Raw genomic sequence first — 15,286 nt, forward strand, 5'->3', positions numbered from 1 at the left:
TGGAATGCAAAGCCGGTAAGGTCGGCGCGTTCGTCATCCTGCTCGGAGTTCTCCATGCCCGCCCCTGTTCTTTCCGGTCCGCAATACCTGCGTGAAGGCCTCAAACTGGTGTTGAGCCCCGGCTTGCGCCTGTTTGTGCTGCTGCCGTTGGCGATCAACCTGGTGCTGTTCGTCGGCCTGATCTATTTCGCCGGCCATCAGTTCAGCCTGTGGGTCGACACCTTGATGCCGACGCTGCCCGGCTGGCTGAGTTTCCTCAGCTATATCCTGTGGCCGCTGTTCGTGGTGCTGGTGGTGTTGATGGTGTTTTTCACCTTTACCATGCTCGCCAATATCATCGCCGCACCGTTCAACGGTTTTCTCGCGGAGAAAGTTGAAGTGGTGGTGCGTGGCACCGATGATTTCCCATCGTTCAGTTGGGCCGAGCTGGTGGCCATGGTCCCACGCACCCTGGCGCGGGAGATGCGCAAGCTAGGCTACTTCCTGCCACGGGCCATCGGCTTGTTTATCCTGTCGTTCATTCCGGTGGTCAACCTGATCGCCGCGCCGTTGTGGCTGCTCTTTGGCGTGTGGATGATGGCGATCCAATACATCGACTACCCAGCCGACAACCACAAACTGGGCTGGAATGAAATGCTCGCCTGGCTGCGCCAGAAACGCTGGCAGAGCATGAGCTTCGGCGGCATCGTCTATCTGGTGCTGCTGGTGCCGGTGGTCAACCTGCTGATGATGCCTGCAGCGGTGGCCGGGGCGACGTTGTTCTGGGTGCGCGAGCAAGGCGCCGAGGCGATGGTGGTGTCCAAAGGGGTCAAGTCATAAATCCATCATCTGTATGACACATCGACGACACAGCCCACAGCGACACTGTGGGTCATGACGACAGCCTCGCTTCATATCACCCTAATTACCGAAACCTTCCCGCCAGAGATCAACGGGGTGGCCAATACACTGGCTCGCCTGTGCGAGGGTCTGCGCGCGCGCGGCCATCAGGTCGAACTGGTGCGCCCGCGCCAGGGCGTTGACCAGAGCCGGCCCAGCGACAACGAATTGCTGCTGTGTCGCGGCTGGCCGTTGCCGGGTTATCCGGGCCTGCAATGGGGCCAGTCGTCGATGCACAAGCTGCTGCGCCGCTGGACACGCCAGCGCCCGGATGTGCTGTACATCGCCACAGAAGGGCCGCTCGGGTTGTCGGCGCTACGCGCAGCGCGTCGCCTGGGGATCAGCGTGGTCAGCGGCTTTCACACCAATTTCCAGCAGTACTCGAACCAGTACGGTATGAGCCTGTTGAGCCGCGTGGTCACGCACTACCTGCGCTGGTTTCATAACCGCTCCACCTTGACCCTGGTGCCCAGCGCCAGCCAGCGCCTGGAACTGGAGCGCCGGAATTTCGAGCGCCTGGGGATGTTGTCGCGCGGGGTGGACAGTCAGCTATTCCACCCGGCCAAGCGCGATAACGCGTTGCGCGAGAGCTGGGGCCTGGGCAATGACGATATTGCGGTGCTGCACGTCGGGCGTCTGGCTCAGGAAAAGAACCTGGGCGTGCTCAAGCGTTGCTTCGATGCCCTGCGCAGTACTTATCCACAGCGTCGCCTGCAACTGATCGTCGTCGGCGACGGGCCACAGCGTGCGCTGTTGGAGCACGACCTGCCGAACGCCATATTCTGCGGCACCCTGCGCGGCGAAGAACTGGCGCGATATTACGCCTCGGGAGACCTGTTCCTGTTCCCCAGCCTGACCGAAACCTTCGGCAATGTGGTGTTGGAAGCGATGGCCTCCGGGCTCGCGGTGGTGGCATACGACCAGGCGGCCGCGACCCAGCATATCCGCCATGGCTACAACGGCGTGCTGGCGATGCCCGGCGATGAGGACGCGTTCTGCGATGCAGCCAATTGGCTGCTCGAAGACCGTGAGCATTTGCGCAGAGCCCGCCTCAATGCGCGCCAGCATGCCAGTCGCCAGGGCTGGCCAGCGATTATCGAGCAATTCGAGAACCAGTTACGCGATGTGTGCGGGGAACCTTTGGCCGCTCCAACGCTGCCTTACGCTCGTTGAACGCTCTGCGAGTAACGTCAGTTCGTTCGCCTTCCTGCCAGCCTTCCCCCTGAATAACGGCTTCAACATTAGGATTTTTTACCTAAAGCCATCGGAGTCGGCACGCCACAACAGGATATTTCCGGAACGTCGTGCGATTTATCGCCACCTACATGACACCTGCCATAGAAGGGGTGTCTGCTTGTGGACACACACACAAAAGGCAGAGTGGACGCGTCAGCAACAGTGGCTGGATCAGTCTCGAGCAGAACCGCCCACCTATGACCACTCTGCGCGTCAAGATGGGCACAAGACCGATCACAGCCAAGCGCTGCGTAAATCAGTAGAGTATTGAACGCTCCAGCTAAACAGCTCCCGGTGACAACCGCCGGGAGCCCAGCCCGTTACACCAGGGTCGTCAACGCCTCACGGCTGAACGGCAGGATGTCGCCCTCGCGACCTTCGCGCACCTTCAGCGCCCAATCCGGGTCCACCAGCAGAGCACGGCCCACGGCGACCAGGTCGAACTCATCGTTGTTCAAGCGCTCCAGCAGCTTCTCCAGGCTGGCCGGTTGCGCAACCTTGTCAGTGTTGACCATAAACTGCAGGAACTCGCCATCCAGGCCGACGCTGCCGACGGTGATGGTCGGTTTACCGGTGAGCTGGCGGGTCCAGCCGGCCAGGTTGAGGTCGGAACCTTCGAACTCCGGCTCCCAGAAACGGCGAGTGGAACAGTGGAAAATATCCACACCGGCGTCGGACAGCGGCTTAAGAAACTCACCCAAGGCCTCGGGGGTTTGCACCAGGCGCGCGGTGTAGTCCTGTTGCTTCCACTGGGAAAAACGCAAGATGATCGGAAAATCCGGGCCTACAGCGGCGCGGGTGGCCTGGATCAGTTGGATGGCAAAGCGCGAACGGTTGGCCAGGCTGCCGCCATATTCGTCGGTGCGCTGGTTGCTGCCCTCCCAGAAGAACTGGTCCACCAGATAGCCATGGGCGCCATGGATCTCCACGCCGTCCATGCCGATGCGCTGGGCGTCCTTGGCCGCTTGGGCGAAGGCGGCAATCACGTCCTTGATGTCCTGATGGGTCATGCCGTGGACGACCACGTTGCCATCCTTGAGTTTTTCCATCGGGCCGTAGGCCGGTACGCTGGCATCCGGCTCAGTGCCGATACGGCGCACGCTGCCCACATGCCACAGCTGCGGGACGATCTTGCCGCCTTCGGCATGCACTGCATCGACCACTTTCTTCCAACCGGCCAACGCCGCTTCACCGTAGAAGTGCGGGACGTTGGGATAGCCGTTGGACGCCGGGTGATCGACCACGGTGCCTTCGGTGATGATCAGGCCCACGCCGGCAGCGGCACGGCGGCGGTAGTACTCGATGACCTTGGAATTGGGTACACCGCCCGGGGAAAACGAACGGGTCATCGGCGCCATGACCACACGACTCGACAGTTGCAGTGCTCCGAGGTGGAACGGTTTGAACAAGGCTTGAACAGGCATGGCAACACTCCACGAAAGACGGTTTTTATGATGCCGATAATATGGCGAGTGCAGCGCGCTGAGTAGCACTATTGATCGGAGTGATTAAGGCTTAGAAATGCCGGACACCTGTAGGAGCGAGCTCGCTCGCGCCTACAGGTTAGGGAATCAGCTCAGGGCTTTTTCGATGGCCTGGACGATCGACGGATCTTCCGGTGGGGTACGCGGCGAGAAGCGCGCCAGTACTCGGCCGTCTTTACCCAACAGGAATTTCTCGAAATTCCAGGTGATGTCCCCAGGAAACTCCGCGCCCTCGCCCGCCAACAAGCGGTACAACTGATGACGCTCAGGGCCGTTGACCTCGAGTTTGCTGCCCAACGGAAAGGTCACGCCGTAGTTGAGGCTGCAGAACGCCTGGATTTCCTTTTCGCTACCCGGTTCCTGGCCTGCAAACTGGTTGCACGGCAGGCCGAGTACGCTAAACCCCTGGTCCTTGTAGTGCTGATAGAGGTTTTCCAACGCCGCGTATTGCGGGGTCAAGCCACATTTGGAGGCCACGTTGACCACCAGCACAACTTTGCCCTTGAAGGGCGCCAGTGGCAGCTCTTGTCCGTCCAACGCTTTGAGTTTCAGGTCGTGGAAAGCACTCATGACGAACTCCAGATATCCCATGTTCTTTGCATTGCGACGCTTCGAGATTACAACCCGCAAGCCTGCAATCATAGACGCCGATTACGAAACTCGCCTGCGGATCACTGAGCGGTCGGCCACGGCAAAATCGGAATCGCGGTAACGGCGTTCTGCGGGCTGCCCTCGATCAGGCGGTCGCTGTAGACCAGGTAGACGAGGGTATTGCGCTTCTTGTCGAGGAAGCGCACCACCTGCATGGTCTTGAACACTAGCGACGTGCGTTCCTTGAACACTTCGTCGCCATCCTTGAGTTCACCCTTGAAGCGGATCGGCCCGACCTGACGACAGGCAATCGACGCCTCAGAGCGGTCTTCGGCCAAGCCCAGGCCGCCTTTGACGCCGCCGGTCTTGGCACGCGACAGGTAGCAAGTCACGCCATCGACCTTGGGGTCATCGAAGGCTTCGACCACGATCCGGTCGTTGGGGCCGACAAACTTGAACACCGTCGACACCTGGCCGATCTCTTCGGCCGAGGCCAACAATGGCATGGCCAGCAGCAGGCCGAGCAATCCCTTCATCACACGCATCGTGTATTCCTTTCGTTTAAACCAGGATCAGGTTGTCGCGGTGGACCAGTTCCGGTTCCGCCATGTAACCCAATAGACCGACAATCGCGTCAGATGACTGCCCGATGATTTTCTGCGCTTCCAGCGCGCTGTAGTTGGCCAGGCCACGAGCGATTTCACGACCGTCCGGCGCCACGCACACCACCATCTCGCCACGGCGGAAGCTGCCCTGCACCAACTTGACGCCCACCGGCAGCAGGCTCTTGTGGCCTTGGGACAACGCCGCCACGGCGCCATCGTCGAGTACCAGCGTGCCACGGGTCTGCAAATGCCCGGCCAGCCACTGCTTGCGCGCGGCCAGCATGCCGCGCTCCGGCGACAGCAGCGTACCGATGCGCTCACCGGCCTTGAGACGGTCGAGCACGCGCTCCAGGCGCCCGCCGACGATGATGGTGTGTGCGCCAGAGCGCGCAGCCAGGCGCGCCGCACGCAGCTTGGTCTGCATGCCGCCACGGCCCAAGGCCCCACCGACGCTGCCAGCCACGGCGTCCAGCGCCGGGTCATCGGCGCGGGCTTCGTAGATCAATTTGGCGTCGGGGTTGTTGCGCGGGTCAGCGTCGAACATACCGTCGCGGTCGGTGAGGATCACCAACAGGTCGGCCTCCACCAGGTTGGCCACCAGCGCGGCCAGGGTGTCGTTGTCGCCGAACCGGATTTCGTCGGTGACCACCGTGTCGTTCTCGTTGATCACCGGGATCGCCTTGAGCTCCACCAGCGCGCGCAGGGTGCTGCGGGCGTTGAGGTAGCGCTTGCGGTCGGACAGGTCGTCGTGGGTCAGCAGGATCTGCGCCGTGTGAAGGCCGTGCTCGGCGAAGCTGGATTCCCAGGCTTGCACCAGGCCCATCTGGCCGATCGCGGCAGCGGCTTGCAGTTCGTGCATCGCGCTGGGTCGCGCGGTCCAGCCGAGGCGGCTCATCCCGGCGGCAACCGCTCCGGACGAGACCAGCACCAACTCGACACCGGCCTCATGCAAGGCAACCATCTGCTCGACCCACACGCTCATGGCTGCGCGATCCAGCCCCTTGCCATCTGCCGTCAGCAACGCACTTCCGATCTTTACGACCCAGCGCTGCGCACCTGCCACTTTGCTCCGCATCATCTTCAACCTTGGTTAGAGGGCTCGACGCGACCCAGCGCCGCCCATAACGTTATTCGTGACTACATTCGTGACTACAGATATACCCAGATACCAAAACGCCGCTCAAGTGAGCGGCGCTTAAGTTTACTGCAACGAATCAGTCGCGCACGTAAATGATTTCCGGACCGTCTTCATCATCCACGTCTTCTTCGTCCCAATCGTCATCGCCGATGTCATGGACCGACTTCACGCCGCTGCGGCGCAGGGCACGCTGGTCGTCCAGCGCTTGCAACTGGGCACGGGCTTCGTCTTCGATCTGCTGATCGAGCTCGGCGAGTTCGGCCTTGAACACCGGGTCGGCCGCCAGGCGGTCAGCGCGGTCTTCGAGGTAGCGCATGATGTCGCGGGTCAGGCGCTCGGTGCCTTCTTTGGCGATGGCCGAGATCACATAGACCGGGCCGGTCCATTCCAGGCGATCGACGATTTCCTTGACGCGCTCCTCGTGTTCTTCTTCGAGGATCTGGTCGCACTTGTTCAGCACCAACCAGCGGTCACGCTCGGCCAGGGCCGGGCTGAACTTGGTCAGCTCGCTGACGATCACTTCGGCGGCGTCCGGTGCGCTGGTGTCATCCAGCGGCGCCATGTCGACGAGGTGCAGCAGCAAACGGGTACGCGACAAGTGCTTGAGGAAGCGAATCCCCAGGCCCGCGCCATCGGAAGCACCTTCGATCAGGCCGGGAATGTCGGCGACCACGAAGCTTTTCCAACGGTCGACGCTGACCACGCCCAGGTTTGGCACCAGGGTGGTGAACGGGTAGTCGGCGACTTTCGGCTTGGCGGCCGAGACCGAGCGGATGAAGGTACTTTTGCCAGCGTTTGGCAGGCCCAACAGGCCCACGTCGGCGAGTACTTTCATTTCCAGCTTGAGGTCACGCTGCTCGCCAGGCTTGCCCGGCGTGGTCTGGCGTGGCGCACGGTTGGTACTGGACTTGAATCGGGTGTTACCCAGACCGTGCCAGCCGCCCTGCACAACCATCAGCTTCTGGCCGGCCTTGGTCAGGTCGCCAATCACTTCCTGGGTCGCGGAATCGATGATCGTGGTGCCGACCGGTACGCGCAGCACCATGTCTTCACCTTTTTTACCGGTGCAGTCGGTGCTGCCGCCGTTGGAACCACGCTCGGCATCGAAGTGCCGGGTGTAACGGTAGTCCACCAGGGTGTTGAGGTTTTCGTCGGCCATCATGTAGATGGAACCGCCGTCACCGCCGTCACCGCCGTTGGGGCCACCGTTTTCGATGAACTTTTCGCGACGGAAACTCATGCAACCGTTACCGCCGTCGCCTGCTTTTACTCGGATGGAAACTTCATCAACGAACTTCATAACAAAACGCCTCTCGCCGCACGGACGAGCTTAAGAAACCAAGACATAAGACTCTTGCAAAAATGAGCGCAGCGACCTCAATCAACGACCGCAAATCCAGCGCTTGAGCTCATTACAAACAGCTTTGCAAGAGACTCACTCCACAAACGAAAAAGCCCCGTCGCGAGACAGGGCTTTTCCAGCAACTACGTAATTATGCCGCGACGACTTCAGTCTTCGGGACAATGCTCACGTAACGGCGACCGAAGGCGCCTTTTACTTCGAACTTGATCACGCCGTCGATTTTAGCGAACAGAGTGTGATCTTTACCCATGCCAACACCGTAACCGGCGTGGAATTGGGTGCCGCGCTGACGCACGATGATGTTGCCCGGAATGATAACCTGGCCGCCATACATCTTCACGCCAAGGCGTTTGGCTTCTGAGTCGCGACCGTTACGGGTACTACCACCAGCTTTTTTGTGTGCCATGAGTCAATTCTCCTAGTGAGGATTAGGCTGAAATTAAGCCTGAATACCGGTGATTTTGATCTCGGTGTACCACTGGCGGTGGCCCATACGCTTCATGTGGTGCTTACGACGACGGAACTTGATGATGCGGACTTTATCGTGACGACCTTGGGAGATCACTTCAGCCACAACGGTAGCGCCAGGAACAACTGGAGCGCCGATGTTCACGTCATCGCCATTGGCGACCAACAGAACGCGATCAAAAGTAACGGATTCGCCGGTAGCGATTTCCAGTTTTTCGATCTTCAGGTATTCACCTGGGGCGACCTTGTATTGCTTGCCACCAGTAACAATTACTGCATACGACATGGTATTTCTCCGATAATCCTGCTCACCCAGCGCTTTATAAGAAGAGGTATTGGCTGGCATGGCTGCATGGGATGGACGTCCCGAATGCAATTGCGTAAGGCAGGTGCTGCCCAGGAAGTTCAGGGTGCGCGATTGTACGCAAGGCGTTGACGCGTTGCAAGAGGCTGTCTATCGCGCCTTGACACTGCGGGGTCAGGGTCCTAGCATGCCGCGCAACCCTTCTGGAGCGACTGTCGCTGATGCAACCCCAAGCTTTCTACCGCGCGGTCGCGGACGATTTTAGCGCCGTCGACGGCATCATCAAGCAGCAGCTGACGTCTAAAGTGCCGCTGGTCTCCAAAATTGGCGACTACATTACGTCGGCGGGCGGTAAGCGCCTGCGTCCTTTATTAGTGTTGCTGTGCGGCAAGGCCCTGGGCCGCGAAGGCGATGACCTGCGCCTGCTGGCCGCCACTATCGAATTCCTGCACACCGCGACCCTGCTGCATGACGACGTGGTCGACATGTCCGGCATGCGCCGTGGTCGCGAGACCGCCAACGCCATGTGGGGCAACGCCCCGAGCGTGCTGGTCGGCGACTTCCTGTATTCGCGCTCGTTCGAAATGATGGTCGAACTGGGCTCGATGCAGGTGATGAAGATTCTTTCCCAGGCCACGCGCATCATCGCCGAAGGCGAAGTGCTGCAGTTGTCGAAGGTGCGTGACGCCAGCACCACCGAAGAAACCTACATGGAAGTGATTCGCGGCAAAACCGCGATGCTCTTCGAAGCCTCGACCCACAGCGCCGCTGCCCTATGCGAAGCCACGGCCGAACAGGCCGAAGCCCTGCGCACCTTTGGCGATCACTTGGGCGTGGCGTTCCAACTGGTAGATGACCTGCTCGACTACCGTGGCGACGCCGAAACCCTGGGCAAGAACGTCGGTGACGACCTGGCCGAAGGCAAGCCAACCTTGCCGCTGATCTACACCATGCGCGAAGGCACGCCGGAACAAGCGGCCCTGGTGCGCAAGGCGATCCAGAAAGGCGGGATCGAAGACCTGGAAAGCATCCGCGCTGCCGTGGAAGCCTCCGGCTCCCTGGACTACACCGCACAACTGGCGCGTGACTACGTGGCCCGTGCGATCAAATGCCTGGACGCCCTCCCCGCCAGCGAATACCGGGACGCCCTGGTTGAGCTGAGTGAATTCGCGGTCGCGCGCACGCACTAGAAATACCAAATGTGGGAGGGGCTTGCCCCCGATAGCGGAGTATCAGTCGCCAACTGTATCGACTTCAATACCGCCATCGGGGGCAAGCCCCCTCCCACATTTAGTTTGTATTACCAATCCAAGACCGCGCCCTGCCTCCCTACAATTCCCTATATAATGTGCGACTTTAGCCATCCTGACCTTTAAGGAGCTTTAGTGAGCACTTTGCCACCCTGCCCGAAATGCAATTCCGAATTCACCTACGAAGACGGCGCCCAACTGATCTGCCCGGAATGCGCCCATGAGTGGTCCGCCACTGGCGAGGCCGAAGTGGCCGGCGATGAAACCGTGAAGAAAGACTCTGTGGGCAACGTCCTGCAGGACGGCGACACCATCACCGTGATCAAAGACCTCAAGGTCAAGGGCACCTCCCTGGTGGTCAAGGTCGGCACCAAGGTCAAGAACATCCGCCTGTGCGACGGCGATCACGATATCGACTGCAAGATCGACGGTATCGGCCCGATGAAACTCAAGTCCGAGTTCGTCCGCAAGGTCTGATCCTGCGGCTTCCATCCCGCGCCCGCCGTGGGATGGCGTTTCGCCCTCGCTGTTGATCGCGCGCAATACCCACACAGAAAAAACCAGAAACCGCCAATAGGCACTTGCTATTCTACGAATAAGAATTATTCTCATTGAAACTTATCAAGGAGAACGACCATGACTTATTTGATAGATGCCTGGCTGGACCGCCCACACCCTTACCTACGGATCCTTCATCGGGAAACCGGGGAAGTCTGTGCGGTGCTGGAGGAAGAAGCGCTCAATGAACTGCAGGACCAGGGCGACTTGGACGTGAATGGCCTGAGTTCCAGTGAACCCGGTGTACTGAAGGAAGTGGTGCGCAATCTGTTTCTGTTCTGCTATGCCCGAGCGTTGCGCCCGGTGACGGAGCCCAATGGCAAGTTTCACCCATGAGCAACCGCGCAAAACCCTGTTGGGGCGAGCAGGCTCTTCCCAACAGGTAATCAGCAGGTCTTACAGAACGTCGAGCAGCTCGACGTCAAACACCAGAACGCTGTGCGGCGGAATGCTGCCAACGCCTTGAGCGCCGTAAGCCAGTTCGCTCGGCACGTACAGGCGCCATTTGCTGCCGGCATTCATCAGTTGCAGGGCTTCGGTCCAGCCAGCGATCACGCCGCCAACCGGGAATTCTGCAGGCTGGCCGCGCTCGTAGGAGCTGTCGAACACCGTGCCGTCGATCAGGGTGCCGTGGTAGTGAGTGCGCACTTGGTCTTCACGGGTCGGCTTGGCGCCTTCACCGGCAGTCAGCACTTCGAATTGCAGGCCGGAAGCCAGAGTGGTGATGCCATCACGCTTGGCGTTTTCCGCCAGGAACGCAAGGCCCTCGCCTGCCGCGGCTTCAGCCTTGGCAGCCGCTTCGGCTTGCATGATTTCGCGGATGACCTTGAAGCTGGCAGCCATTTGTTCTTGATCAACACGGCTTGGCTTGCCGGCGAACGCGTCGGTCAGGCCAGCCAGGATCGCGTCCAGGCTTACGCCCGGTGGTGGGTTGTCGCGCAGTTGGTCGCCCAACTGACGGCCGATACCGTAGCTGACGCGGGTTTCGTCGGTGGACAGATTAACGTCGGACATGAAGAGGCTCCGCTGTAGAGCAGCGCTGAAAACACTGTTTTCCCGCACCGCCCAGAACTAAAAGGGCCAGCAGACTAGCACAGAATGTGAGTACGGGATGAGCGCCCGCCACGTCATGCCTGCCTGGCGTCGGTGATCGGTGATGCCGGGCCCCGTACATCGCAATAACTAATTAAACGTTTCAGTTTCCCGTGCGCCCGCCGATACCGCCTAAACACCTTGGCTGGCTCAAACAACAATACCGTCCAGCAGACAAACATCATTTTTGCGGAGCACTCGATGAACAGCTGGTTCGGTAACATCAGCGTCAACCTCAAACTAGGCCTGGGCTTCGGCCTGGTGCTTGTCCTCACCTCGATCCTCGCGCTGACCGGCTGGACCAGCCTGGGCAGCCTGATCGACCGCAGCAACTGGATGAGCGACATCACCCAACTCAATGCCGCCCTGACCAAGCTGCGCATCGTGCGCCTGCAATACATGCTGGCCAACGGCGATGAGAGCGTGGCGCAGAACGTACAGACCAGCCTGGATGCCTTCACCGCCCAGCAGCAAAAACTCCTGGACAGCTTCAAGAGCCCGGAAAACCGCAAGCTGCTCAACGACCAGAAAGCCGTCATCACGGCTTATCAGCAATCGCTGAACAAAATGCGTGAGGCCTACCGTAACGGCAATGCTGCGCGCCAGGTCATGGGTGATAAGGCCGACATCGCCAACGCCCAGATCGACGCGTTGGACAGCAGCGTGCAGCAGGTGCCCGACAGCCCCGAGCGCTTCACCCAGTACCAGGCCGTGACCCATGCCAAGCAAGAGTTCCAGTTGGCCCGCTACGAAGTGCGCGGCTACACCGGCAATGTCAACGCCGACACCGAAGCCCGCGCCGCCGCACAAATCGAAAAAGCCATCAACGGCTTGAAAGGCCTCGGCGCCGTGTTTGGCAGCAGCCAACAGGCCGCGCTCAGCGCACTGGAAAGCGCCCTCGGCGCCTACCGCAGTGCGGTGCAGAACTACAAAGCGGCTAACGCCAATATCGTCTCAGCACGCGCCGAAATGACCACCCAAGGTGCCGACATCGTCACCATCAGCGATAAGCTCTACGACATCCAGCTCGAACGTCGCGACGCCGAAAGCGCCCAGGCCCGCAGCCTGCAATTGATCAGCACCTTGCTGGCGTTGCTGGTCGGCATCATCGCGGCACTTGTCATCACCCGCCAGATCACGCGCCCGATCCAGGAAACCCTGGCCGTGGTGGAACGCATTGCCTCCGGCGACCTGAGCCACAATATCCAGGTCACCCGCCGTGATGAACTGGGCGTGCTGCAACAAGGCATCCAGCGCATGGGCACGACCCTGCGCGAGTTGATCAGCGGTATTCGCGACGGCGTGACCCAAATCGCCAGCGCCGCCGAAGAGTTGTCGGCCGTGACCGAGCAGACCAGCGCCGGCGTGAATAGCCAGAAGATCGAGACCGATCAAGTCGCCACCGCCATGCACGAAATGACTGCCACCGTGCAGGAAGTCGCGCGCAACGCCGAGCAGGCCTCCCGGGCCGCTGCCGATGCCGATGGCCAAGCCCGCGCAGGCGACAAAGTGGTGGCTGAAGCCATCGCCCAGATCGAACGCCTGGCCGCCGAAGTGGCGCGCTCCACCGACGCCATGACCCATCTGCAACAAGAGAGCAACAAGATCGGCAGCGTAATGGACGTGATCAAGGCCGTGGCTGAACAGACCAACCTGCTGGCGCTCAATGCCGCGATTGAAGCAGCGCGTGCCGGTGAAGCCGGACGTGGCTTTGCCGTCGTCGCCGACGAAGTGCGTGGCCTGGCCCAGCGCACGCAGAAATCCACCGAAGAAATCGAAGGCCTGGTGGCCGGCTTGCAGAACGGCACCCAGCAGGTGGCGGCGGTGATGAACAACAGCCGCAGCCTCACCGACAGCAGTGTCGAGCTGACGCGCAAGGCCGGCGTATCCCTGGAAAACATCACCCGCACGGTGTCGAATATCCAGTCGATGAACCAGCAGATTGCAGCGGCAGCCGAAGAGCAAAGCGCCGTGGCCGAAGAAATCAGCCGCAGCATCATCAACGTGCGTGACGTGTCGGAACAGACCGCCACCGCGAGTGACGAGACGGCCAAGTCGAGCGTGGAACTGGCACGGCTGGGTAGCCAGTTGCAGCAGATGGTCAGCCACTTCCGGGTGTAAAGCGCAATCATTGTGGCGAGGGAGCTTGCTCCCGTTGGGCTGCGCAGCAGCCCAAACCGTTACCTGAATCAACTTGAGTAGGGGCCGCTTCGCGCCCCACCGGGAGCAAGCTCCCTCGCCACAGGCATTCACGACGAGGTTCCACGTACGTCGTGCAAACTTAGACATACTCGGCCCTCCATGAGTTGGGCCTTACCTCCAGCGCACTTACCGGAACATGTGAGCCTTTGGATACGGGTCAACGCTTCCTGTTAGAACGCAACCTCAGCCGAAACTGGGCTTGCACAAAAAAACCGCCCTACTAAGGCGGTTTTTTATTGCCTGCGCTTTACCCCTCAGCCCTCGCCCTCCTCGACAAATACCAGCCGATTGCCAAACGGATCGCGGATGCTCATCTCCCGCGAACCCCAGGGCATTTCTTCAACGCTTGGCTTGGCAAAACGATAGTCCTTGCCCTGCAATTGCTGCTGATACGCGTCTACGCCCTGCGCCTGAATCCGCACCGCCGCACCCGGCGAAGCATCGCCATGGTGTTCGGACAAATGCAGCACGCACTCACCCAACGACACCTGCAGGTACAACGGAAAATTCGCCTCGAAGCGATGCTGCCAATCGACAGTGAACCCCAGAAAACCGACATAGAACTCCAACACCTTGGCCTCGTCGAAAATCCGCAGGATGGGGGTGACTTTTCCTAAGTGCATGGCAACCGCTCCGTGTGTAAGAGCGCCCACTATAGAGTCGAAAACCCACCCCGCAAATCCCCACTGCGCGCCAGGAACCGCCCCGGCCGCTGGCCATTCGGCTGTCCGTCGCAATAACTCAACACGCCGTTGACCCACACGCCATCAATCCCTTGCGCCGCCTGCTGCGGCGCCTCGAAATCTGCCACATCACGCACGTGCAGCGGATCGAACAGCACCAGATCGGCCCAGTGCCCTACACGAATTTCGCCCCGCTCGGACAAGCCGAATCGCGCCGCCGACAAGCCGGTCATCTTATGCACCGCCGTGTGCAGCGGGAACAGCCCGACGTCCCGGCTGAAATGCCCCAACACCCGTGGAAACGCGCCCCACAAGCGCGGATGCGGGAACGGATCTTCGGGCAAGCCATCCGATCCGACCATCGACAGCGGATGCGCGAGGATACGGCGCACATCCACCTCGTCCATGCCGTAATACACCGCCCCCGCCGGTTGCAGGCGGTGGGCGGCGTCCATCAGCGAAACGTCCCACTCGGCCGCAATCGCCTGCAAGTCGCGTCCGCCCATTTCCGGGTGCGCTGTCGACCAGGTGATGGTGATGCGAAACGCGTCGGTGACCTGCTTGAGATCCAGGGTCGAAGAACTCGCCGCATAGGGATAACAATCACACCCCACCGGATGGGTTTTCGCCGCCTGCTCCAGCGCCGCCAACAGCTGCGGACTACGCCCCCAGTTACCCGCGCCTGCACACTTAAGGTGGGAAATGATCACCGGCACCTGGGCATGCCGACCGATCAGAAACGCCTCGTCCATGGCCTCCAGCACCGGTTCGAACTCACTGCGCAGATGGGTGGTGTACACCGCCCCATAGGCCGTCAGTTCTTCACTCAGTTGCAGCACCTCATCGGTCTCGGCATTGAACGCGCTGGCGTAGGCCAGGCCGGTGGATAAACCGAGGGCGCCATCTTCCAGGCTGTCGCGCAACTGCACGCGCATCGCGGCGATTTCATCGACAGTGGCGGAGCGGTGCAGGTCGTCCATATGGTTGCTGCGCAGCGCCGTGTGGCCGATCAGCGCCGCGACGTTGACCGCCGGATGCGCGCGTTCCACGGCGGCGCGGTAATCGGCAAACCGCGGATAGGTGAACGCCTCACGCCGGCCCAGCAGGTTCATCGGGTCCGGCGGATCACCGCGCAAACTCACGGGCGACGCGCTGATGCCGCAGTTACCGACAATCACCGTGGTCACGCCCTGGCTGAGCTTGGGCAGCATCTGCGGCTGACGGATCACCACCGTGTCATCGTGGGTGTGTACATCGATAAACCCCGGCGCCAACACCCGGCCTCGGGCGTCGATCACGTGCGTGGCCAGCGCTGCCGACAAGTCGCCGATCGCCTCGATACGCCCGTCGCGCAGCCCCACATCGGCGACATACCCAGGCGTGTTGCGGCCATCCATGATCAGCGCCTGGCGAATCAGCGTGTCGTACTGCAT

The 15,286-nt window shown here is 60.7% G+C and carries 15 protein-coding genes and 2 pseudogenes; 7 read left to right on the forward strand and 10 right to left on the reverse strand.

Features of this window, described 5'->3' with window-relative positions; translation table 11 throughout:
- The first annotated feature begins 54 nt into the window (after window positions 1-54).
- Both cysZ and ACS5Q8_RS24170 read left to right on the forward strand, forming a co-directional pair.
- Window positions 55-819 carry a sulfate transporter CysZ gene (gene cysZ, locus ACS5Q8_RS24165; RefSeq protein ID WP_276194827.1) on the forward strand — a complete coding sequence of 255 codons (765 nt, stop codon included), beginning with the start codon at window positions 55-57 and terminating at the stop codon, window positions 817-819.
- 54 nt (window positions 820-873) lie between these two features.
- On the forward strand, window positions 874-2,052 hold the full coding sequence (locus ACS5Q8_RS24170) for a glycosyltransferase family 4 protein (protein WP_276194829.1): 1,179 nt from the start codon (window positions 874-876) through the stop codon (window positions 2,050-2,052).
- Between the two features lie 383 nt (window positions 2,053-2,435).
- Here the strand turns inward: ACS5Q8_RS24170 and ACS5Q8_RS24175 are convergent, their stop codons facing one another.
- The 7 genes from ACS5Q8_RS24175 to rplU form a co-directional block, all read right to left on the reverse strand.
- Window positions 2,436-3,539, reverse strand: coding sequence for an NADH:flavin oxidoreductase (locus ACS5Q8_RS24175; RefSeq protein ID WP_276194831.1), 1,104 nt, complete (start codon window positions 3,537-3,539; stop codon window positions 2,436-2,438).
- A 147-nt stretch (window positions 3,540-3,686) separates the two neighbouring features.
- Entirely contained in the window at window positions 3,687-4,169 is a 483-nt protein-coding gene (locus ACS5Q8_RS24180; RefSeq protein ID WP_276194832.1) for a glutathione peroxidase, read from the reverse strand.
- 101 nt (window positions 4,170-4,270) lie between these two features.
- The gene (locus ACS5Q8_RS24185) at window positions 4,271-4,735 is read right to left on the reverse strand and encodes a CreA family protein (protein ID WP_017847751.1); all 465 of its coding nucleotides are present in this window, start codon (window positions 4,733-4,735) and stop codon (window positions 4,271-4,273) included.
- A 16-nt stretch (window positions 4,736-4,751) separates the two neighbouring features.
- A complete protein-coding gene (gene proB, locus ACS5Q8_RS24190; RefSeq protein ID WP_253400441.1) occupies window positions 4,752-5,870 on the reverse strand; it encodes a glutamate 5-kinase in 1,119 nt (372 codons plus the stop codon).
- 139 nt (window positions 5,871-6,009) lie between these two features.
- The gene (cgtA, locus tag ACS5Q8_RS24195; RefSeq protein ID WP_247399679.1) at window positions 6,010-7,233 is read right to left on the reverse strand and encodes an Obg family GTPase CgtA; all 1,224 of its coding nucleotides are present in this window, start codon (window positions 7,231-7,233) and stop codon (window positions 6,010-6,012) included.
- Between the two features lie 193 nt (window positions 7,234-7,426).
- Window positions 7,427-7,702, reverse strand: coding sequence for a 50S ribosomal protein L27 (gene rpmA, locus ACS5Q8_RS24200; RefSeq protein WP_017340859.1), 276 nt, complete (start codon window positions 7,700-7,702; stop codon window positions 7,427-7,429).
- 33 nt (window positions 7,703-7,735) lie between these two features.
- Complete coding sequence (rplU, locus tag ACS5Q8_RS24205) at window positions 7,736-8,050, reverse strand: 50S ribosomal protein L21 (protein ID WP_007901869.1); 315 nt, start codon at window positions 8,048-8,050, stop codon at window positions 7,736-7,738.
- A 239-nt stretch (window positions 8,051-8,289) separates the two neighbouring features.
- On the opposite strand from rplU, the gene ACS5Q8_RS24210 reads away from it, so the two are divergent.
- The 3 genes from ACS5Q8_RS24210 (at window position 8,290) to ACS5Q8_RS24220 (ending at window position 10,212) form a co-directional block, all read left to right on the forward strand.
- Window positions 8,290-9,258, forward strand: a complete 969-nt coding sequence (locus tag ACS5Q8_RS24210) for a polyprenyl synthetase family protein (RefSeq protein ID WP_247399681.1) — start codon at window positions 8,290-8,292, stop codon at window positions 9,256-9,258.
- A 195-nt stretch (window positions 9,259-9,453) separates the two neighbouring features.
- Entirely contained in the window at window positions 9,454-9,795 is a 342-nt protein-coding gene (locus ACS5Q8_RS24215) for a zinc ribbon domain-containing protein YjdM (protein ID WP_046382089.1), read from the forward strand.
- A 159-nt stretch (window positions 9,796-9,954) separates the two neighbouring features.
- Window positions 9,955-10,212, forward strand: a complete 258-nt coding sequence (locus ACS5Q8_RS24220; protein ID WP_276194846.1) for a PA4570 family protein — start codon at window positions 9,955-9,957, stop codon at window positions 10,210-10,212.
- A gap of 60 nt (window positions 10,213-10,272) precedes the next feature.
- Here the strand turns inward: ACS5Q8_RS24220 and bamJ are convergent, their stop codons facing one another.
- Window positions 10,273-10,890, reverse strand: a complete 618-nt coding sequence (bamJ, locus tag ACS5Q8_RS24225; protein WP_443693856.1) for a BamJ family beta-barrel-assembly machinery protein — start codon at window positions 10,888-10,890, stop codon at window positions 10,273-10,275.
- 279 nt (window positions 10,891-11,169) lie between these two features.
- Here bamJ and ACS5Q8_RS24230 point away from each other — a divergent pair.
- A pseudogene (locus ACS5Q8_RS24230) lies at window positions 11,170-12,234 on the forward strand (methyl-accepting chemotaxis protein); the annotation flags it as partial.
- Window positions 12,235-12,492: 258 nt separating this feature from the next.
- A pseudogene (locus ACS5Q8_RS24235) lies at window positions 12,493-13,089 on the forward strand (methyl-accepting chemotaxis protein); the annotation flags it as partial.
- A gap of 335 nt (window positions 13,090-13,424) precedes the next feature.
- Here the strand turns inward: ACS5Q8_RS24235 and ACS5Q8_RS24240 are convergent.
- Together ACS5Q8_RS24240 and ACS5Q8_RS24245 are read right to left on the reverse strand one after the other, a co-directional pair.
- Window positions 13,425-13,793 (reverse strand): glyoxalase superfamily protein, encoded by a 369-nt coding sequence (locus ACS5Q8_RS24240; protein ID WP_247399685.1) that lies wholly within the window; start codon window positions 13,791-13,793, stop codon window positions 13,425-13,427.
- Between the two features lie 29 nt (window positions 13,794-13,822).
- Window positions 13,823-15,286, reverse strand: coding sequence for an N-acyl-D-amino-acid deacylase family protein (locus tag ACS5Q8_RS24245; RefSeq protein WP_465159497.1), 1,464 nt, complete (start codon window positions 15,284-15,286; stop codon window positions 13,823-13,825).

The organism is Pseudomonas sp. PAMC25584, assembly GCF_058135675.1.

Bases quoted from the DNA above. Each gene is read 5' to 3' on its own strand.
- cgtA (WP_247399679.1), bottom strand. From the start codon at position 7,233: ATGAAGTTCGTTGATGAAGTTTCCATCCGAGTAAAAGCAGGCGACGGC.
- ACS5Q8_RS24240 (WP_247399685.1), bottom strand. From the start codon at position 13,793: ATGCACTTAGGAAAAGTCACCCCCATCCTGCGGATTTTCGACGAGGCC.
- proB (WP_253400441.1), bottom strand. From the start codon at position 5,870: ATGCGGAGCAAAGTGGCAGGTGCGCAGCGCTGGGTCGTAAAGATCGGA.
- bamJ (WP_443693856.1), bottom strand. From the start codon at position 10,890: ATGTCCGACGTTAATCTGTCCACCGACGAAACCCGCGTCAGCTACGGT.
- cysZ (WP_276194827.1), top strand. From the start codon at position 55: ATGCCCGCCCCTGTTCTTTCCGGTCCGCAATACCTGCGTGAAGGCCTC.
- rplU (WP_007901869.1), bottom strand. From the start codon at position 8,050: ATGTCGTATGCAGTAATTGTTACTGGTGGCAAGCAATACAAGGTCGCC.
- ACS5Q8_RS24220 (WP_276194846.1), top strand. From the start codon at position 9,955: ATGACTTATTTGATAGATGCCTGGCTGGACCGCCCACACCCTTACCTA.
- ACS5Q8_RS24185 (WP_017847751.1), bottom strand. From the start codon at position 4,735: ATGCGTGTGATGAAGGGATTGCTCGGCCTGCTGCTGGCCATGCCATTG.
- rpmA (WP_017340859.1), bottom strand. From the start codon at position 7,702: ATGGCACACAAAAAAGCTGGTGGTAGTACCCGTAACGGTCGCGACTCA.
- ACS5Q8_RS24210 (WP_247399681.1), top strand. From the start codon at position 8,290: ATGCAACCCCAAGCTTTCTACCGCGCGGTCGCGGACGATTTTAGCGCC.
- ACS5Q8_RS24245 (WP_465159497.1), bottom strand. From the start codon at position 15,286: ATGCAGTACGACACGCTGATTCGCCAGGCGCTGATCATGGATGGCCGC.
- ACS5Q8_RS24175 (WP_276194831.1), bottom strand. From the start codon at position 3,539: ATGCCTGTTCAAGCCTTGTTCAAACCGTTCCACCTCGGAGCACTGCAA.
- ACS5Q8_RS24170 (WP_276194829.1), top strand. From the start codon at position 874: ATGACGACAGCCTCGCTTCATATCACCCTAATTACCGAAACCTTCCCG.
- ACS5Q8_RS24180 (WP_276194832.1), bottom strand. From the start codon at position 4,169: ATGAGTGCTTTCCACGACCTGAAACTCAAAGCGTTGGACGGACAAGAG.